The sequence below is a fragment of the Streptomyces angustmyceticus genome, from assembly GCF_040701845.1.
In the GTDB taxonomy this organism is placed as follows: domain Bacteria; phylum Actinomycetota; class Actinomycetes; order Streptomycetales; family Streptomycetaceae; genus Streptomyces; species Streptomyces angustmyceticus_A.
In genome coordinates, this window is sequence record NZ_JBFBHQ010000001.1 from 159051 (window position 1) to 178909 (window position 19859).

A 19859-nucleotide genomic window follows, 5' to 3' on the forward strand; every position below is an offset into this window, starting at 1 on the left:
TCACGGTCCCTTCTCGTTCTCGGTGGGGGCGGTGCCGGGTACGGGCGGGGCCGGGTGGCCCGTGGCGCCGGCCGACAGCTTCTCCAGGCGGTCGGCCGCGGCGCGGGCGCCGCCCGCCGCGGCGAAGGACGCCTGGATCCGGCGGGCCGCACGGCGGTGGGCCGGGTCGTCCAGTACGGCGGCCAGCGCCCGGTGCAGTTCGTCCGCTCGGGCCCGGCCGAAGCGCACCCGCACCCCCGCACCGGCCGCGGTCACCTGCCCGGCGACGATCGGCTGGTCGTCGCGGACCGGCGCCACGACCAGCGGCAGGCCGTGGGCGAGCGCCTCGCACACGGTGTTGTGGCCGCCGTGGCACAGCACGGCGTCCAGGTGCGGCAGCAGGGCGAGCTGCGGGACGTACTCCTGGTGGATCAGGTGCGGCGGGACGTCCCCGGCGAACTCCCGGGGGGCGGCCAGGATCAGCTGCGCCCGGTCGGCGAGCGCGTCGGCGGCGCGCAGCACCGCGGGGTAGAAGCGGGTGCCCGCCTCACGGTTGAGGGTGCCGAGGGAGACCAGCACCCGCGCCCGCCCGGGGTCCAGCCGGTGCCAGGGGAAATCCCCGGTGGAGGGGCGGGCGCCGAAGGCGGGCCCGACGAAGGCGTAATGGGGCGGATACCACCGGTCCCCGGGGCGGGCCGCGGTCCCCGTTCCGGCGGCGGCCGCCGCCGGGCGCGCCCCGTCGCCGGCCGGCGCGCCGTCCCCGATGAGCGCGGGGGTGGAGAAGACCAGGACGAGGTGCGGGGAGAAGCGGGGGTCCCAGCCGCTGGGCGCGCCGCACTGGGCGAGCAGGGCGGCGATGCGCTGCGCCACCCACTCCCCCACCTTGGGGACCCCGTCGAAGGGGTGGGCGAACTCCGCCGACGTGGTCGCCGAGGTCGCCCAGGGCAGACCGTGCCGGCGCGCCACCAGCGGCCCGGCCAGGGCCTGTTGGTCGGCCACCACCACATCGGGCGCGAAGGCTTCGACGGCGGCGTGCACCCCGGGCAGCATCGCGCGGGCGAGCGGGAGGAGCACCTCCGCCCACAGGAAGCGCAGGGCCGCCACCCCCCGCAGATCGCGCCACCGCCCGTGCAGTGCGTCGGTGCCCTCGCCCCCGCCGGGGTCCCCCGCCGGGTACAGCACGCAGCCCGCGGGGAGCAGGGGCGACAGGGCCGCGGCGGGGCCGGTCCAGGCGACCCGGTGCCCGCGCGCGGTGAGTTCGGCGGCGACCGCGATCGTCGGATTGACGTGGCCGACCAGCGGCGGGACGACGAAGAGCACTCTCATCGGGCCACCGCCCCGGCCCGCGCGCCGAGCCGCTCCAGCACGGCGGCGCAGAGTCCGTCGGTGGCCTCGTTGAGCACGGTGTGTCCCACGCCGGGCAGCACACGCAGCGCGCAGTCCGGCGCCCCGGCCGCGAGGTCCCGCGCTCCGGGCAGGAGTTCGGAGTGCTCTCCGTACACGGCGAGGACCGGGCGGCGCAGCCGGGCGAAGTCGCGGGCGGTGAAGGCGGCGCCGGCCGCGAGGTCCTCGATCAGGGTGGTGCGGTTGAGCAGGGCGTCGGCGCCCGCGGTCAGCCGGGCCTCCTTGCGCCGGCCCAGCGCCGCGAGCTGCTCGGGCAGCCGGCGGTGTTCGAGGCCGAGGGCCGCGACGGAGAGGGTGTCGGTCATCTTCTCGACCCAGTCGCCGGTCAGTTGGGCGTCGATCAGCACCAGAGAGGCGACGAGGTCGGGGCGGACCAGCGCGGTGTGCAGGGCGAGCACACCGCCGTAGCTGTTGCCGACCAGGTGCACCGGGCGGCGGTCGAGGCCGAGGGCGGCGAGCAGGGCGGCGAGGTCGGCCACCGCGGTGTCCCGGTCGTAGCCGCCGGGCGGACGGTCGCTGCGGCCGTGTCCGCGCTGGTCGTAGAGGAGCACGGGGTGGCCGGCGCGGGAGACGGGGCCGGCGAGGGTGCAGTAGAAGCTCGACAGGTTGTCCATCACCAGGCCGTGGAGGAAGACGACCGTGGACCCGTCGTCGCGGCCCGGCAGCCACTGGGTGTGCAGGCGCAGCCCGCCTGCGGGGGTCAGGGCCATGGTGGGCTCAGCCCGCGCAGGCCTGGTCGGCGACGGTGACCTCGTCGATGTGGACGGCGAGTTCGCCGACCGTCATGGCCAGGATCTGGTCGATGTCCTTCTCCGCGAGCAGGCCGAGGAGGTCCACGGCGGCTCCGTAGCGCTGGTGCAGCAGCTCGGCGAGGGCGACGAACTCGATGCTCTCCAGGGCCAGATCGTCGTTGAAGGTGGTCGCGGGCGTGACCTCGCCCACGACGAGGAGTTCGTCGCCGACGACGCTCACCAGCATGTCGGTGATCTCGGCCAGGATCGCCCCGGTGCGCTCGGGGAGCGGGTCAGCTGCCATGGGTGGCCTCCGTGGAAGTGGGGGTGACGGTGCCCGTGCGGTCCTCGGGCGGCGGCCCGGTCCAGGCGACGACATGGCGCGCGGACAGGTCGTGGACGGAGTCGAGGTGGACGAGGTGGGGCCGGCCGGCCGGGGAGAGGACCCGCAGCGCGCCGCCCGGCGCGGACGTCACGGCCCACTCCAGCGGCCGCCCGCCCAGGCCGCTGCCCGCCGCCTTCGCCGCGGCCTCCTTGGCGCACCACAGCGCGGTGAGCCAGTAGGCACGGCCGGTGCTTCCGGTGGTCTCCCGGGCCTGGAGGACGTCCGCCAGGCGGCGTTCGGCCGGGGTGAGGGCGATCCGTTCGAGGGCCTGCGGATCGTCGGTGACCGGTTCGATGTCGATGCCGACGGGGCCCGACCGGTGGGCGAGGGCGACGGCGACGTGGTCCTTGTGCGCGAGTGAGAGGTGGAGACCGGCGGCGAGCGGGCCCTCGGCCCGGGGGCGGCCGTCGTGGTCGTTGCCGACGGCGACCTCGGCGGGGAAGACCGGACCGGCACCCGACTCCCACAGCAGCTCACGGACCGCGTCCTTGGCGGCGATCCGGCCCAGCAGCCAGGCCGTGCGGGCGCGCGGCGCGCAGCGTTCGTAACGGGCGCGTTCGGCGGCGCCCAGATAGCGGCGCATGACCAGCTCCTGCGAGGCCGGATCGGTCCAGCGGCGCCGGGCCAGGCACCAGCCGCCCGGCCGGGGTTCGCCGATCCCGCACACCTCCGGCGTGAACTTCATGGGCCACACCCGTTCGTCGGCACCGAACCGCCGGTACGTCCAGTTCTCCAGCCGCGCCCGGACACCGCCGTCGGCGCCGCACAGCTCCACGTCGCCGCGTACCGTGCCGGGGCGTACCTCGCGGATCCGGGCGGTGGCCGCGAGCAGTGCGCCCTCGCGGGGCGGGGGCCCGTAGAGCCGTACGCGCTCCAGGGTCGCGGGGAAGACCAGCCGGTCACCGGTGAGTTGCAGCTGCATCCAGTGGCCGAGGAGCTGGCCCGCGGCGTCCAGGAGGGCGCCGGGCGCGGGCAGTGCGCGCAGCGTTCCGCTGATGCCGTCGGCGGCGAGCGTGCCGACCTCGTGGACCCCGGCGAACGCCGGCCCGTGGAACATCCACCGGTCCCGGTAGAGGGCCTCGGCGCTCACCGGCGCCGGCCGGCCGGACGCCAGCGCCGGGAGGCCGGGCGGCGGCGGAGGCGGCAGGTGCGCCCCGAGGTGGACGGTGACCACGGCGTGGTCCCCGAGGGCCACCCGCACGCGGCCGTCGCCGACGGGGGTGGCGGTGACGGGCAGGTCGACGGGCGGGGCGACGGGCAGCCAGCGCAGGGCCCGGACGTCGGAGTACCCGGTGACGACCTGCCCCGGCCGCACCTCACGGGCCGCCTCGGCCGCCAGCTCCAGCAGCGTGGTCATCGGAACGACGGGAAACCGGTCGGCCGGCTCCGGCCAGTCGTCGGGCTGGAGGTAGACGCAGTGGTCGCGGACGTAGGGGACGGTGGCGAGGGAGAGGTGACGGGTGGTGCGGTGGGAGGTGAGGGCGGGGCCGGGCACTGGGGTTGGGGGCTGAGGGGCGGTGGGGACGGAGTGGGGTGCCGGGGCGGGATGGGCGGTACGGGCGGAGGCGGGCGCTGGGGCCGAACGGGCTTTGTGCCCAGTGCCGGATGGCGGGGCCGGAGGCGGCGCGGTGCGGCCGGAGCCGGGCGCCGGGGCCGGGGGCGCGAGGTGGGCGGAAGCGGACGCCGGAGCCGGGCGGCCGTAGTGGGCAGGGCCGGTCGCCGGGGCCGGGCCGGCAGCCGCGGCGGCGACCGTGCGGGTGGCGGCCCGGGCTTCGGCGAGGAGGGCGTCCAGGGCGTGCCGGACGGGGTCGGCGGCGGGCGGCGGCGGGTGCGGCAGCGCTCCCCCGCCCCCTCCCCCTCCTCCCCCTTCGGGGGAGGGGGCGGGGGGTGGGTTCGGGGGTGGGGGAGGGACCGCGGGCGCGAAAAACCGCCCGCCCGGCACCGCGTCGCCGAGGCGGACAAAGGGCGAGCCGAGATCGAGCCGGCCCGGTGCACCGGGCCCCTCCGGGCGGGTGGAGCGGTCCGCCGCCAGGGCGGTGGCACGGCCCGCCGCCGGGCTGGTGGCGCGGTCCGCCGCCGGGCCGACGGCGTGGTCCACGACCGGGGCAGTGGCGCGGTCGGCCGCCGGGCTGGTGGCACGGTCCCCGGCCGGACCGGCGACGCCGTCCACCAGCGCGCCGGTGGCCGCGCGCCCCACGTCCCCGACCGCACCGTCCCGAGCCGCCAGACGCTCCCAGCGCGGGTTCAGGCCCTCGGTCCACAACGCGGCGACCGTCCTGCGCAGTTGCGCGCAGGCGTCGCCGCGGGTGTCGGCCGCCGCCACGGCCAACTGGTCCGCACCGTGGAGGGTGTCGCCGACGAAGCCGGTGAGGCTGCCGGCTCCGAGCTGGACGAAGGCGCGGACCCCCGTCTCGTGCAGCCGTCTGGTCAGTTGCTGGAAGCGGACCGGTTCCAGGAGGTGCCGCAGCACCAGCGCACGGACGGCCGACGGGTCCTCGGGGAAGGGCGCGACGGTCGTCGCCGACCATACGGGGAGCCGCGGGTCCCGCAGCGGCAGGGCGTCGAACGCGGCCCGGACCTGGTCGAGGTAGGGCGCCCACATCGGTGTGTGGAAACCGGAGCGGAAGGGCATCTCCTGGGCCCGTACGCCCTGCCCGGCGAGTCGGCGCACGGCCTCGGCGAGCGGCTGCGGGGCGCCGCAGATCACCGACTGGTGCGGGCAGTTGTCGTGGCTGACCGTGACCCGGTCCAGTCCTTCCAGCGCCGCTTCCGCCTGTGCGGCGCCGCAGCCCAGGGCCGCGTAGACCAGGTCGGGTACGGCGAGCGAGCCGGGCCGCAGCGAGTCGAGGAAGGTGTCGACGGCCCCCGGCGGATACATTCCGGCGACCACCATGGCCGTCCACTCGCCGAGGCTGTGGCCGGTCAGCAGGTCGGGGGCGATGCCCAGTTCTGCCAGGACGCGGGCGAGGAAGCGACCGACGGCGAGCGTGTCGACGGCCCTCTCCACCAGGCCGCTGCCGCCCGATACCGGAGGGCGGGGCAGGGACATCAGGTCGGCCAGGTCGTCCACCCGGGGCGGCGGATCGGCCTCCAGGCCCGGGAAGACGAAGGCGAGCCGAGCCCCCGCTTCCCGGGCGTGCGGCCCGAAGAAGGGGCTCGGGGTGAACCACACGTCGCCGCGTCCCCGCCAGGGCAGTTGGCGGGCAAGGATCTTGGCGGCCAGGGCACGGCGCTGCGGGGTGGGGCCGAGGAGGGCGAGACGGCAGGGACCGTCGGCCGAGCGGGCGCCCGCGTCCCCGCCCGCACCCGCGGCTGCGCCCACGAGTCCGGCCCCGTACCCGTCCGCGGGGCCGTCCCGGTACCCGCCCGCGGCTCCGCCCCCGCTCCCGTCGCCGCACGCGGTCCCGGCCCCCTCACCCACGTCCCGTAACTTCTCCGCCAGTTCATCGGGAGATCCCGCTGCGAGCCGGACGAGGCGCTCCGGCTCCGCCGTCCGCAGCGGGGAGGGGCGGGGGACGGGCGGCGCGGCGGCGGGGCTCCGGTGCCCGGGGGCCTCCTCCAGGATGACGTGGGCGTTGATCCCGCCGAAGCCGAAGGCGTTCACGCCGGCCCGTAGGGCTGCGGGTCCGGCGTCCCAGGGTTCGGCCTCGGTGAGCGGACGCATCCGGGTCCGCGCCAGGCCCTCGTGCGGCTCCTCCAGGTGCAGGGTCGGCGGCAGGGTGCGGTGATGGACGGCGAGCGCGGCCTTGATCAGCCCGGCGATGCCGGCGGCCTGCATGGTGTGGCCCAGCATCGACTTCACCGAGCCCAGGCCGACGGGCGTGCGGCCCGCGCCGGGCGGCCCGAACACCCGGGCCAGGGTGGCCAGTTCGGCGTCGTCGCCGACCGGGGTCCCGGTGCCGTGCGCCTCCAGCAGGCCGAGTGCGGCGGGGTGCCGCGGGTCGAGGCCGGCGCTCTCCCAGGCCTGCTCCAGCGCCCGGATCTGGCCCTCGGTCCGGGGGTTCATCAGGCTGGAGGCGCGGCCGTCCCCCGACACACCCGTCCCGCGGAGGACCGCGTACACCCGGTCCCCGTCGCGTTCGGCGTCGGCGAGGCGTTTGAGGAGGACGACGCCGGTGCCCTCGGAGAGCAGGGTGCCGTCGGCCCGGCGGTCGAAGGGGCGGATGCACTGGGTGGGGCTGAGGGCACGCAGTTGGGTGAAGACGCTCCACAGGGTGGCGATATGGCAGTGGTGCACGGCGCCGGCGATCACACTGTCGCAGCGCCCGGCGGCCAGCAGATCGACGGCCTGGGCCACGGCCAGCAGCGAGGAGGCGCAGGCCGCGTCGAGGGTGTAGGCGGGCCCGCGGAAGTCCAGCCGGTTGGCGGTCCGGGCGGCGGTGAAGCTGGGCACCAGTCCGATGGAGGCTTCCGGCCGTTCGGGGCCCAGGCTCTCCTGGAAGGCGGCGCGCACCGCGGAGATCTTCGACTCCCCCAGCTCCGGGGCGAGTTCGCGCAGGGTGACGGCGAGCTGGTGGGCCGTGCGGACCCGCTGGTCGAGCCGGGCGGTGGCCACGCCCATGAAGCCGCCCCGCCCGAGGACGACACCGATCCGGGAGCGGTCGGCGGGCAGCCGCTCCGGCCCGCCGGCGTCGGCGACGGCGTCGGCGATGACGCGCAGCGCGAGGAGTTGGTCGGGCTCGGCGCCCGGGACGGTGGCGGGCATGATGCCGAAGCGGGTGGGGTCGAAGGCGGCCTGCTCGTCGAGGAAGCCGCCCCGCCGGCAGTAGAAGCGGTCGCTGCGGGCGGGGCCCTCGGCGCCGTGCGGGTCGTAGTAGATCGCGGGGTCCCAGCGGGCGGGCGGCACGTCCGTGATGCAGTCCGTGCCGGCCAGCAGGTTGCGCCAGTAGGCGTCGAGGCCGTCGGCGCCGGGGAAGAGCGCCCCCATGCCGACGATCGCGGCATCCGTGGGGCGGGGGCCGGTCTCAGGCATCGCCCGCCGCCTCTCCGTCCGCCTCCGCCGCCAGGACGACCTGGGGCGAGGTGCCGCGGGCCAGTTCGGCCAGCAGGGCGTCGGCCGCGGCCGCGGGGTCCAGGAGCGGGATGCCGCGGCGGGCGTAGGCGCGCTCCAGCTCCGGGGTGACCATGCCGCCGCCGTCGGCCGCCCAGGGCCCCCAGTCGACGGCGAGGACGCGCCCGGCCGTACGGGCCGACCAGGCCCTGGCGAGGGTGTCCAGGGCGTCGTTGGCGGCGGCGTAGTCGGCCTGGCCGCGGTTGCCGAAGACCCCGGCGACGCTGCCGAAGAGGACGAGGAATCCGGTGTCGTCGCCGGCGGCCTCCAGGAGGTGGCGGGCGCCGTCGACCTTGGTGGCGAAGACCCGCGCGAAGGACGCCGGGTCCTTGTCCCGCAGCAGCTTGTCCTCCAGGGTGCCCGCGCCGTGCACGATCCCGTCGAGGCGGCCGTGCCGGCGCCGGATGTCGTCCACCACGGCGCGCACGGCGGCCGGGTCGGTGACATCGGCCGCGTGGTAGCGCACGGAGGCGGCCAGCGGTGCCAGGGCGGCGAGGGTGGCGGTGATCTCGCGGCGGGCCAGGACCCGGGTGGCCGCCGCCTCGATCTGCGCCGGCCGGCGCAGCCCTTGGGCGATGAGCGCGGCGCGCAGCGCGATGCGGTCGTGGGCGTGCGCGAGCGCCGGTTCCTCGGGGTGCTCCTCCAGGGGCGTGCGCCCGAGGAGTTCGAGGTGGCAGCCGTGGGCGCGGGCCAGGGCGTGCGCCGTACGGGCGGTGATGCCGCGCGCGCCGCCGGTCAGCAGCACCACCGAGCCGGCGTCGAGCGGCGGGCGGCCGGTGGCCGGCCGGTCGTGGGGCAGCGGCGCGGGGACGGTGCGCAAAGTGGTACGGGTGCCGTTGGTGCGGCCGACGACGACCGGTTCGCCGGGCGCGCACAGTTCGGCGAGGAGGTGGGCCGCGATGCGTTCGGGGCGGTCCTTGGGGTCGATGTCCACGGCGCGGATCAGGACGCCGGGGTATTCGAGGGCCGCCGTACGGGCGAAGCCGCGCAGCCCGGCGCCGGGCAGCGGGTCGGGAGCGTCCTCGGCGGCGTCCTGGCCGAAGGTGCCGCCGGCCGCGGTGGCCAGCAGCAGCCACCGGGCACCGCCGGTCAGTGCGGTGCGCAGCCCCGCGTACTGTCCGGGAAGTACGGCGCCGCGGCCCGCCCGCAGGGCGCTGAGGTCCACCAGCCCGCCCACCCCGTCGGCGGCGGCCTCGGCCAGCCGCTCGGCGGGAACGGTACGGACCCGCGCCCCATGGCTCTCCAGGAGGGCGGCGAGGGCGAGCGCCACGCCCTGTCCGTCCTCCACCACGGTGAAGTCACTGCCCGCCACCACCTCGGCGGGCGGTCTGCTGTCCGGCGGGCCGAGGGGCGCGACCTCGACGAGGGAGCGGGAGGGCGGCCGCGGCATCAGGGCGCCGTCGGCTCCGGCTCCGGCAGGTGGAGTCGGAACGATGGGTGGAGTTGCGGGGGTGATGGGAGGGGCGACGCCGGGTGGCTCGGGGACGGGTACGGCGGGCCGCGACGGCGGGGCCGGGGCGGGCCCGGACAGCCCGGGAAGCCCGGACAGCTCGTGCGGCTCGGACGAGGCAAGGGCCCGTGCGGCCTCCGCCGCCGGAGCCACCGCAGGATCGGCCCCCGCCGGAACCACCGCGGGCCCGGCCGCGGCCGGCGTCACCGGCACGGGTGCCCCCGCCCCCGGCTCGCTGCGGGCCGCGGCGATCCAGTCGACGATGCCGCTGATGGTCTTGACCCGGGCGAGCTGCTCCACCGCCGACTCCATGGCCCCGTCGGCGTCCTGTGGCAGTCCGATCCGGTCGGCCAGCGCACCGATGATCTCCACCCGCTTGATGGAGTCGACCGAGAGGTCGGCCTCCAGATCGAGCCCGGCGTCGAGCATCTCGTGCGGATAGCCGGTGCGGGTGTGGATGATCTCCCGTACGGCATCGAGGAGTTCGGCGGGAGTCAGCGGCGGTGCCGCGGCGGCGGGCACCTGTCCATGGGCGGCGCCCCCGCCCTCGTACCCGGCCCCGGCAGGTACGGGGTCCGACGAGGCGACGGCCGGCTCGGCGCCGGACACCGGCGACACGACCGCGGCGCCCTGCCCCCACTCCCCCGCCTCGCCCGCTTCAGCCGGCCCACCCCGCCACGAGGGCCGCCCCGTCTCCCCCAAGTACCGCAGCACGACGTCCCGTTGGGCGGCCACCAGTTCCCGCGACGCCCGCAGGTACTCCAGCACCGTGGCCTGCCGGTCGGCGTCACGGGAGGCGGTGCCGCTCCCGGGCACCGGCCCTTCGCCGTCCGGCCGGGTGTCCACGCGTCGCGCCGGGCGCAGCCCGCCCGGCAGGCAGGCGCCGTCGGCGGTGCGCACCAGGTGCCCGTCGACCAGCCATCCCGGGCGGCGCGGCGGGGCCGCGGGCAGGGGCTCGGTGCGCCCGCGGAACAGCGGCTCCGGGTCGATCGGGACCCCGGCCGCGGCGAGCCGGGCCAGGACGTGCGGCAGCCGGGCCAGTCCCGGCTCGCCGGGGACGTCCAGCGGCACGGCCGTGTGCGGGCGGCCGTCCAGGATGCGGCCGACGAGGCCGGTGAGGACCCGGCCGGGCCCGGCCTCCACGAAGGTGCGCACCCCGGCGGCGTGCATGTCCTCGATCTGCTCCACGAAGCGCACGGGCGCGGCGACCTGGCCCGCCAGGGTGTCGCGTACCGCGGACGCCTCGCGGTCGTACGGGCGCGCGGTGGCGCCGGACCAGACCGGGAAGGCGGGCACGGACACCTGCGCCGCGGACAGTTCGGCGGCGAGGGCGTCGCGGGCGGGGGCGAGTTGCGGGCTGTGGAAGGCGCAGGCCACCGGCAGGCGGCGCGCGTCGAGGCCGGCCGCGCGCAGTGCCGCCACGGCCGCTTCCACGGCGTCGGTGGCCCCGGAGATCACGCTCTGTTCGGGCGCGTTGTGGTTGGCGACGACGGCCCCGGAGCCGTGGACGAGGTCCCTGACGCGCGCCGGAGCGGCCGCGACGGCGGCCATCGCCCCGGGATCCGCACCGGCCGCCGCGAGGATGGCCTCGCCGCGGCGGGCGCTGAGCCGGAGCAGCGTCGCGGTGTCATAGGCGCCGGCGGCCCACAGCGCGGTCAGCTCGCCGTACGAGTGCCCCGCCGTGCAGTCGGGGCGCACGCCGAGCGTGGTGAGCAGCCGGTGGGCGGCGGCGGAGGCGAGACCGAGGGCGGGCTGGGCGACGCGGGTGTCGGTGAGGGCGGCCTGCTGGGCGGCGCGTTGCTCGGCGGTGAAGGCGGTGGGCGGGAACATGGCCGCGACGCAGTCCGGGTCGGCGTCGTCCAGCAGGCCGCGCAGGGCGGGGAAGGCGAGGAACAACTCGCCCATCATTCCGGTGCGTTGGCTGCCCTGGCCGGGGAAGAGGAAGGCGACCTGCCCGGGGTCGGCGTCCGGCCGTCGGGGATGGACGCCCTCGGTGGTCTCGAACCGGCGGGCCGTCGCCAGTTTGCCGGCGAGGTCGTCGAGGTCGTCGGCCACCACGCAGATCTGGACCGGTCCCTGCGCCGTCGCGGTGTCGGCGGCCAGGTCGCGCAGCGGCCAGGGCCGCCCGGCGGCGTCGTTGTCGGCCAGTCGCGCGGCGAGGCGCTCCATGGCGCGTACGGCGGCGGACCGGTCGGCGCCGCGGAAGCAGAAGAGCTCGGCGGGCCAGTGCGTCAGGGTGTGGGCGGGTTCGGGCGCGCCGTCGTAACCGGCCAGCACGGCGTGGTAGTTGGTGCCGCCGAAGCCGAAGGCGCTCACCCCGGCGATGCGCCGTCCCACGGGGACGGGCCAGGGTCCGGCGCTGCCCGCGTCGAACCGGAACGGTCCGGTGTCCGCGGCCGGCCGGGTCAGATGCAGGGTCGGCGGGCGGACGCCGGTGTGCACGGCGCGCGCGGCCTTGATGAGGCCGGCCAGGCCGGCCGCGCACTTGGTGTGCCCGATCTGCGATTTGACCGAGCCCAGTGCGCAGCTGCCGGGGGTGGCTCCCGCGGCCTCGAACACCTCGGTGAGGACGCCGAGTTCGGCGGTGTCCCCGACGACGGTGCCGGTGCCGTGGGCTTCGAGGAGCCCGACCTGGGCGGGGCTGATCCCGGCGCGCCGGTAGGCGCGGTCGAGGGCCCGCCGCTGGCCCTCGGGCCGGGGCGCGGTGAGTCCGAGGGACCGCCCGTCGCTGGAGGTGCCGACCGCCTTGACGACCGCGTAGATCCGGTCGCCGTCGCGCTCGGCGTCCGCGAGCCGCTTGAGGACCAGGGCGCCGACGCCCTCGCCGAGCGCGATGCCGTCGGCGGCCGCGTCGAAGGGGCGGCAGCGGCCGGTGGGCGACAGGGCCCGCACGGAGGCGAACATCAGGTAGTCGTTGATGCCGTTGTGCACGTCGGCGCCGCCGCACAGCGCCATGTCGGCGTCGTGGTCGCGCAGTTGGCGGCAGGCCAGGTCGAGGGCGGCGAGCGAGGAGGCGCAGGCGGCGTCCACGGTGCAGTTGGCGCCGCCCAGGTCGAGCCGGCCGGCGATGCGTCCGGCGATGACGTTGGCGAGGACGCCGGGGAAGGAGTCCTCGCTCAGGCGGGGCAGTTCGGCGTCGAGTGCGGGCGGCAGGTCGCCCAGGTAGGCCGGGTGGAGCGCGCGCAGGCCGTAGGCGCCGGCCAGTTCGGTGCCCGCCTCGGCGCCGAAGACGACGCTGGTGCGGGCGCGGTCGAAGTCGCGCTCGGCGTATCCGGCGTCCGCCAGGGCCTTGGCGGCGGCCTCCAGGGCGAGCAGCTGCACCGGTTCGATGGCGGTGAGCGAGGCCGGGGGGATGCCGTGGGCGAGGGCGTCGAAGGGGACGGCGGGCAGGAAGCCGCCCCAGCGCGAGGGGGTGCGTTCGCCGGCCCGCGCGGGGTCCGGGTCGTGGTAGGTGCCGGCGTCCCAGCGCTCGGCGGGGACCTCGGTGACGGAGTCGACGCCGGCGACGACGTTGGACCAGAAGCGGGCGGCGTCGGGGGCCCCGGGGTAGCAGCACGCCATCCCGACGATGGCGATGTCCAGCGGCTCCGCGGCCGGCCCCTGGCCCCGGTCCGGCCGGCCGTCGGGGGTCGGGAACTTTGCCGCCCGTGCCGCGAGCTGCGCGGTGGCGCCGTCGGTGACGGCGGTGTGCAGGGCGGCGACGGTGGTGGTGGCGCTGCGGGCGGTGGCGGCCTGTCCCAGCATGTAGAGGCCCTCGCGGCGCTGTTCGCGCTCCCCCACGGGTGCGGGCCGCCCGTCGTCCGTGTGGCGCAGGCCCTTGCTCGCCAGGCGCAGGCGGCCGAGGTTGCGCCGCTCCAGCTCCTCCCACCGGGCCCGCGGGTCCGTGCCCCGGGCGGCGAGGCGCCGCTCGGCGGCGGCGAACTCCTCGGTGTAGGCCGTCTCGGCGCAGCGTGTGGCGTGGCCCGGCGCGGTCCGCAGCAGTACGGTCCGGTCGCAGGCCAGGGCGGTGTCCTGGAAGCCGGGGAGGACGGCGCCGGTGGCCACGGCCTCCTGGGTGAAGAGGTAGGCGGTGCCCATCAGGACACCGATGCGGGCGCCCCGTTCGGCGAGCGGGGCCGCGGCGGCGGCCGCCATGGCGGCGGTGCGGGCGTCGTGGATGCCGCCCGCGAAGAGCAGGTCCAGGTCCTCGGCCGTGCCGCCGTGCGTCCCGGCGTGCGCGGTCAGCCGCTCGATCTGCTCCTCCCACAGCGGGAAGCTGGCGCGGGGGCCGATGTGACCGCCGCACTCCTGCCCCTCGAAGACGAACCTGCGGGCGCCTTCGGCGAGGTAGCGCTCCAGCAGGCCGGGCGCCGGGACGTGGAGGTAGGTCCGGGTCCCGGCCGCTTCGAGCGGCGCGGCCTGGGCGGGCCGGCCCCCGGCGATCAGCGCGTACGCGGGCGCGAACTCGGCGACGGCGGCGAGCTGTTCACGCCGGAGCTCGGGCGGTGCGAAGCCCAGCAGGCCGACGCCCCAGGGCCGCTCGCCCAGCCGTCCGGCGGTCTCGGCCAGCAGCCGGCGCACCTGCCCGCCGTCCATGACGGCGAGCGCGAGGAAGGGCAGCGCGCCCCCGGCGGCCACGGCTTCGGCGAAGGCGGACTCGTCGCTGACCCGGGTCATCGGTCCCTGGGCCACCGGCAGATGGCGGGCTCCGGGGCGCGGCGCGAGCGGCCGGGTGCGGGCCGCCGCGGCGAGGTGCCCGGTGACGGCGGAGCGCACGGCCTGGACAACGCCGCCGGTGGTGCGGTGCCGGGCGGCGAGGCGGGCGGCGAACGCCCCGTCCTGGCCGATGGGGAGGAGCTGGGTCCGCAGGTCCCGGGCGCCGAGGAGGGCGGTGACGCGGTCGGGGCCGGTGTCCGTCCCGGCGCCCGAGGCGTCGTCCCCTCCGGTGTCCGCGGCCGCCGCGGAGGCGGCGAGGTCCGGGCGGGTGAGGACGCGGTGGCCGGCGACGAGGGTGGTCTCGCTGCCGTCCATGGCCCGGATCGCGGCGGCGACCGCGCCGGGCAGCCGGGCCGCTCCCTCGGTGGTGAGCGCGAGTTGGGAGTCGAGCAGCACCCCGGCCGCGCCGCCGGCGACGGCCGCGGCGGCGGTGTGCGGGCCGATTCCCCCGGCGGCGAGCACGGGGACCGTCACGGACGGGTCGGCCAGGACGCGGGACAGCAGGACGCAGGTGGTGAGGTCGCCGACCCGGCCGCCCGACTCGTGGCCCCGGGCGACCAGTGCGGTGGCGCCCGCTGCACACGCCGCCGCGGCCTCCTCGGGGCTGATGATCTCGGCCCAGACGCGGCGCCGTCCGCCGCCGGCCCAGTCGTCAGGACCGGGGACCGCGCCGCGGCCGGTGGCGGCGTACGCCCGCGGGTCGGCGAGCAGGACGGTGTCGGTCCCCTCGGGCAGGTCGGCGGGCGTGAGCGGGCACCCGGCCGGCACGCGCACCCCGTGGCGTAATCGCCCGAGGCGGGCGAGCGCGTCGCGCGCGGCACCGGCGTCCCGGCCCAGATCCAGCAGGCCGAGCGCGCCCGCGCGTTCGGCCGCCACGACGATCCGGTCCGCCGGTTCCTCGAAGGGCGAGAGCGCGACGACGACGTCGCGGCCGGTGGGCTCCGGGCGAGGGGGCGCGGCAGCGGCGGGGTCCGGCCCGGCGGAACCGGCGGCCTGCCCGGCCGCAGCGGCGACGGGCCGGGCGGTGGTGCCGGGGGTGGAACCGGTGGTGCCGGGGGTGGAGCCGGTGGGGCCGGAACCGGGGTCGCCGGAGCCGGAGAGGGGGGTGCCGGCGAGAGGGGGCCAGGGGGCCACGGGCGCTCCTTCTGCTGGGGGCGGACACGCTCTACCACTGCCACCTGCGGTAACCAGCGGTAGGCCGTCGGCCGCGCCCGCTGATGCCGCGTTGCATGGTGGAGCCACTCCCATGCACTGTCAACGCACGTGCCTCAGGCGGTAGTTGATTCCGCCAAGGTCACCTTGGTGCCGCGCCGGCCGTGCCGCCACCCCGTCACCTGGGCGGATGCGCTCCCGAGGACGGGCTCCCGGCATCGCGGCCGGCCGGAAATACACCAGGGTTGGCACAGTGCACCAGCGGCTCGCCGCGCAGATAGCGGCCGACCTCGGCGGCGACGATCCGTGCGGCCTTGTGCGCGACTTCCTGGCTGCCGCCCGCGATGTGCGGGGTGAGGACGACGCCCGGCGCGGTCAGCAGCCGGGAGCCGGCGGGCAGCGGCTCCTCGGGGAAGACGTCGAAGCCGGCCCCGGACAGCTGCCCGGAGTCCAGGGCGTCGCAGACCGCGTCGTAGTCGAGGAGCGCGCCGCGGGCGCAGTTGACCAGGATCGCGCCGCGGGGCAGCGCGGCGATCTCCTTGCGCCCGATCATGCCGGTGGTCTCCTCGGTGACCCGGGCGTGCAGCGAGACGATGCGGGAGCGGCGCAACAGGGCGTCGAGCGGGACCTGTTCGGCGAGGCCGGCCAGCGCCTCGGGGCGGACGTAGGGGTCGTGGACGAGGACCTCGGCCCCCATGGCGGCGAGGACCTTCGCGACCCGGCTGCCGATGGCGCCGAAGCCGATCAGCCCGACGGTGGCGCCGTCGATCTCGATGCCGCAGTTGTCGTAGTCGTAGTAGTCGCCGCGCCAGACGCCGCGGCGCAGGGCGGTGTGGGTGTCGCCGACGCCGCGGGCGGCGGCCAGCAGCAGGGTGAGGGTGTGCTCCGCGGTCGCGGTGGCGTTGCGGCCGGGGGCGTAGCAGACCGCGACCCGGTGCCGGGTGGCGGCTTCGACGTTGACGTTGACCGGGCCGCCGCGGCTGGTGCAGAAGAGCTTCAGGTCGGGGCAGTGGGCCAGGATCCGCTCGGTGAGCGGGCCGTGCTCGGTCACGCAGATCTCGACGCCCTGGAGGGCCTCGATCATCTCGTCCTCGCTGCCGGAGGCCTCGATGACCTCGGCCACCGGGCCGAAGGGCGTGTGCGGCCAGTCGAAGCGGAGTTCGCGCACGTCCAGCGGGGCGTCCCCGGCGGCGTCGTGCACGGCGCGGGTGAACAGGTCCGGGTGGATGAAGTGGTTGCCGGCGGCGAGGACTGTGGTGGTCATGAGGGCTCTTCCTGACGAAGGGAGTGCGGGGCGGGGGCCGGCGGGTCAGTGGAGGGCGGGGGCCTGGGACGGGGCCGGGGTGTTGAAGCTGAGCAGGGCGGTGCGCCCGTCCTCGATGCGGATCTCGGTGAGGGCGCCGTTGTGCAGCAGGGGGAAGACCCGGCGGTAGTCGGCGAGCGGGATGCCCAGCAGCCGGCAGAGCAGGACCCGCAGGAGGGTGGAGTGCGCGACGACGAGGATCCTGCCGCGGGGCTGCTCGCGGGCGAGCTCGGCGAGGCAGTCGGCGGCGCGTTCGGCGGCGAGCCGCGGGTCCTCCCCGTCGGGCAGATGGTGCTCGACGGGGTCGGTGAGGAAGGCGGCCAGCCGCTCCGGGAAGCGCCGGCGCATCTCCTCCCTGGTCAGGCCCTCGCCCTGGCCGAAGTCGAGTTCCGAGAGCCGCTCGTCGGTGCCTGCGGCCAGGCCGCAGGCGGCGGCCGCGGGGGCGGCGGTGAGACGGGCGCGGGAGAGCGGGGAGCTCCGGACGGCGGTCAGACCGGCGGTGGCGGCCCAGGCGGCGAGGGCGGCGGCCTGCTCGCGGCCGCGGTCGGTGAGGGGCACATCGGTGCGGCCGGCGTAGCGGTTCTCCGCATGCCAGACGGTCTCGCCGTGGCGTACGAGGAGGAAGTCGGTCACGGTGCTGCCCTCCTGCGGGCGTGGTCGGCCACGGCCCGGCCGAGCCGGCCGCGGCGGGTGAGTGCGTCGATGAAGCGGAGGTAGAGGGGGGTGTAGCGGGCGGTGCGGGCAGGTGCGGGCGCGAGTTCCCGGTCGATGCGGACCATGGCGGCGGCCGTTTCCCCGAGTCCGGCGCCGGAGGTGGCGGCAGCGGCGAGGACGGCCATGCCCAGGGCGCCCTCGGCCTGCCGCGGCAGCCGTACGGAGCGGCCGAGGACATCGGCGCGCAACTGGCACCAGTAGGCGTTGCGGGCGCCTCCGCCGGTGAGGGTGAGCGGCCCGTCGACGGGTGCGCCGAGGTGGTCGAGGTAGTCGAAGCAGAGCCGTTCGAGGCAGGCGACGCCGAGCAGGCAGGCATGGAACTCGGCGGCCCGGTCGGTGATGTCGCCCAGGACGAAGGGTTCGGCGTCCGGGGCGCGGAAGGGGAAGCGTTCGCCGCGGCCGCCGGCCAGGGGGTAGACGACCGCGTCCGGGTCCAGGGCCGCGGCCCGCGCGGTGAGCGCGTCCAGGTCCTCGCCGGAAAAGCGCCGGGAGAGGATCCCGGCGCCGCTGCTGGAGGCGCCGCCCGGCAGCCAGTTGCCGCCCGGTCCGCGGTGGCAGTAGACGACGCCCGCCGGGTCGCGGACGAGGTGCGGGCTGCTGCCCTTGAGGACGAGGGTGGTGCCGAGCACGGAGTTCCAGGCGCCCGGCGCGAGCGCCCCGGCCCCGATCTGCGCGGCGCAGCCGTCGGTCATCCCGGCGACGATCGTGGTCCCCGCGGGAATGCCGGTGGCCTCGGCGGCAGCAGCGCATACGGTGCCGAGCACACTGCCGGGGCGTACGACCTCGGGCAGCAGTCCCCCGGGCACGCCGAGTTCCGCCATCACCCGGTGCGGCCAGCGCTCCTCGACGAGGTGGTAGCCGGTCTTGAGGGCATGGCTGGCGTCGGCGGCGACCTGGTGGCCCGCCAGCCGCCAGGTCACCAGGTCGACCTGGTGCAGCAGCCGGACGCCGGGCCGGCGGGCGGGGGCGCCCTCCAGCAGGGCGACGAGTTTGGGCAGCGCCCAGGACGGCTGCATGCTGCGGTAGCCCAGCTCCTGCCAGACCGTCTCCCCGGCGGCGTTGACGGCTTCGGCCTGCGCGGCGGCGCGCCCGTCGTCGTACATCACTCCGGGGGTGAGCGGCGTGCCGTGGGCGTCGGCGAGCAGGATCGTGCCGGAGGTCCCGTCGATCGCCAGGCCGCGGATGCGCCGGGTGTCGACGTGCCGTGTGGCCTCCCGGCAGGCGGCGGTCAGTGCGCTCCACCACTCCTCGGGGTCCTGCTCGTGGCGGTTTCCGTCACGCCGGCCGGTGAGCGGGCGGGCGGCGGTGGCGAGGACCTGCCCGGTGCCGTCGACGGCGACGCAGCGCGCGCTCTGGGTGCCCAGGTCGAGGCCGAGCCAGACGCCGTCGAGGCCGGGGGCGGGGGTGCCGCGGTTCCGGCGCGGGTCAGTCACGGGGGTCTCCAGGGGTGGTGCCGGTGGTTTCGGTCGGCCGGCCGGGCGCCTCGGCCCGGCGGCGGGTGCTCCCGCGCCAGACCGCGCCGCCGCGCCAGCCGGCCTCCCGGGCGCGCGCCCGCCAGCCGAGGAAGTCCTCGTACAGCGCGGCATAGAACTCCGTACGCTCCGGGTCGGGCTCCCAACTGCGCTGCATCCGGACGTACTTGGCGGCGGCGCTGTGCATGCTGGTCTCGGCGCCGGTGCGGACCAGGCCGGTGAGGAAGGCGCCCTTGGCGCCGAGTTCGGTGTCGCCGGAGCGGGCGGTGGGCACCCCCGTCGCATCGGCGATCAGCGCGCACCAGGCGTCGCTGTTGGCGCCGCCGCCGCACAGCCGCAGCTCGCTGACGTCGGTACGGGCGGCGGCCAGCGAGTCCCGCAGGACCAGCGAGAGCCCGTCGAAGACGGCGCGCGCCAGATCGGCGGGGGTGTGCTCCAGGGACAGGCCCCAGAAGGTGCCCCGGGCACCCGGGTCGAGGAAGGGCGCCCGCTCTCCGGCCGGGGAGAGGTACGGCAGGAACATCAGCCCACGGGCGCCCGGCTCCGACTCGAAGGCCAGTTGCGCCAGCTCCGGCGGTCCGGGCAGGTGGAGCAGCCGGGCCGCCCACCCGAGGACCTCGGCGCCGTTGAGCGTGGGGAAGGCGCGCAGCACCCGCTCGCGGCCCCGGTAGGCGATGTGGATGCCGGACGGTTCCCCGCCGGTGTCGACGTCGGTCCGGACGATCTCGGTGCACAGGGTGGTGCCGAGGATGCTGCAGGCCTGGCCGGGGTTGACGACGCCGACGCCGCGGGCGGTCGCGGCGATGTCGTAGGGGGACATCACGACCGGGAGCCCGGCCGGCAGCCCCAGTTCGTCCGCGGCCTCGCCGGTGATCTCGGCGATCCGCTGCGTCTCCCCCAGGACGGTGGGCAGCAGCCGCTCGTACGGGCCGAGGCCGAACAGCTCCAGGAGGTACGGGTCGTAGTCACCGGTGGCGTGGTCGAGGAACGGGGCCGAGGCGTCGGACTCGTCGCTGGCCCGCACGCCGGTGAAGCGCAGGAAGAGCCAGCCGGCGGCGGTGAGCGAGGTGGCGGAGCGGGCCAGCCGGTCCGGGTCGTGTGCGGCGAGCCAGCTGAAGAGCGCATTGGGCATCCCCGCGCAGGTCAGCGAGCCGTTGCGGCGGAAGGCCGCCTCCAGGAGGCCGTCGCGCTGCCAGCCGGTGAGCAGGTCCCCGGCCCGGCCGTCGGACCACAGGAGGGCGGGTCCGGTGGGGCGGCCGCGGTCGTCGACGAGCCAGGCGCCGTCGCCCTGGGCGGTGAAGGACACCAGCCACACCGGGTCGGCGAGCCCGTCGAGGACGGTGCGGACGGTGTGGACGACGGCGTCCCAGACGGCGTCCATGTCCTGTTCCGCCCAGCCGGGGTGCGGGCGCAGGACCTCGGTGGCGCGGCGGGCGACGGAGATCTCGGTGCCCTGGTCGTCGAAGACGACGGACTTGATCACCGTGGTGCCGACGTCGATGGTCAGTACGGACATCAGTGGGG

General features: G+C 77.0%; 9 protein-coding genes. All 9 read right to left on the reverse strand.

What is annotated here, in order from left to right:
• The 9 genes from AB0411_RS00700 to AB0411_RS00740 all read right to left on the reverse strand — a co-directional run bounded on the left by AB0411_RS00700 (nt 1) and on the right by AB0411_RS00740 (nt 19851).
• Nucleotides 1–1305 (reverse strand): glycosyltransferase, encoded by a 1305-nt coding sequence (locus AB0411_RS00700; protein ID WP_366414998.1) that lies wholly within the window; start codon nt 1303–1305, stop codon nt 1–3.
• Nucleotides 1302–2093, reverse strand: a complete 792-nt coding sequence (locus AB0411_RS00705; RefSeq protein ID WP_366414999.1) for an alpha/beta fold hydrolase — start codon at nt 2091–2093, stop codon at nt 1302–1304. Before AB0411_RS00705 ends, AB0411_RS00700 begins: the two co-directional genes overlap by 4 nt.
• A 7-nt stretch (nt 2094–2100) precedes the next feature.
• Nucleotides 2101–2418, reverse strand: coding sequence for an acyl carrier protein (locus tag AB0411_RS00710; protein ID WP_366415000.1), 318 nt, complete (start codon nt 2416–2418; stop codon nt 2101–2103).
• A complete protein-coding gene (locus tag AB0411_RS00715; RefSeq protein WP_366415001.1) occupies nt 2408–7471 on the reverse strand; it encodes a beta-ketoacyl synthase N-terminal-like domain-containing protein in 5064 nt (1687 codons plus the stop codon). The genes AB0411_RS00710 and AB0411_RS00715 overlap by 11 nt, the downstream gene beginning before the upstream one ends.
• Entirely contained in the window at nt 7464–14828 is a 7365-nt protein-coding gene (locus AB0411_RS00720; RefSeq protein ID WP_366415002.1) for an SDR family NAD(P)-dependent oxidoreductase, read from the reverse strand. Before AB0411_RS00720 ends, AB0411_RS00715 begins: the two co-directional genes overlap by 8 nt.
• A 196-nt stretch (nt 14829–15024) precedes the next feature.
• Nucleotides 15025–16110: a 2-hydroxyacid dehydrogenase gene (locus AB0411_RS00725; protein WP_366415003.1), complete on the reverse strand. Its 1086-nt coding sequence runs from the start codon at nt 16108–16110 to the stop codon at nt 15025–15027.
• A 45-nt stretch (nt 16111–16155) separates the two neighbouring features.
• On the reverse strand, nt 16156–16782 hold the full coding sequence (locus tag AB0411_RS00730; protein WP_366415004.1) for a histidine phosphatase family protein: 627 nt from the start codon (nt 16780–16782) through the stop codon (nt 16156–16158).
• Nucleotides 16779–18296, reverse strand: coding sequence for an FGGY-family carbohydrate kinase (locus AB0411_RS00735; protein WP_366415005.1), 1518 nt, complete (start codon nt 18294–18296; stop codon nt 16779–16781). Before AB0411_RS00735 ends, AB0411_RS00730 begins: the two co-directional genes overlap by 4 nt.
• Nucleotides 18289–19851: an FGGY-family carbohydrate kinase gene (locus AB0411_RS00740; protein ID WP_366415006.1), complete on the reverse strand. Its 1563-nt coding sequence runs from the start codon at nt 19849–19851 to the stop codon at nt 18289–18291. Before AB0411_RS00740 ends, AB0411_RS00735 begins: the two co-directional genes overlap by 8 nt.
• Between the last annotated feature and the right edge of the window lie 8 nt (nt 19852–19859).

What these genes read in the sequence shown, in the direction of transcription:
- AB0411_RS00710 (WP_366415000.1), bottom strand. Translation starts at nt 2,418, where the DNA reads ATGGCAGCTGACCCGCTCCCCGAGCGCACCGGGGCGATCCTGGCCGAG.
- AB0411_RS00700 (WP_366414998.1), bottom strand. Translation starts at nt 1,305, where the DNA reads ATGAGAGTGCTCTTCGTCGTCCCGCCGCTGGTCGGCCACGTCAATCCG.
- AB0411_RS00705 (WP_366414999.1), bottom strand. Translation starts at nt 2,093, where the DNA reads ATGGCCCTGACCCCCGCAGGCGGGCTGCGCCTGCACACCCAGTGGCTG.
- AB0411_RS00740 (WP_366415006.1), bottom strand. Translation starts at nt 19,851, where the DNA reads ATGTCCGTACTGACCATCGACGTCGGCACCACGGTGATCAAGTCCGTC.
- AB0411_RS00715 (WP_366415001.1), bottom strand. Translation starts at nt 7,471, where the DNA reads ATGCCTGAGACCGGCCCCCGCCCCACGGATGCCGCGATCGTCGGCATG.
- AB0411_RS00725 (WP_366415003.1), bottom strand. Translation starts at nt 16,110, where the DNA reads ATGACCACCACAGTCCTCGCCGCCGGCAACCACTTCATCCACCCGGAC.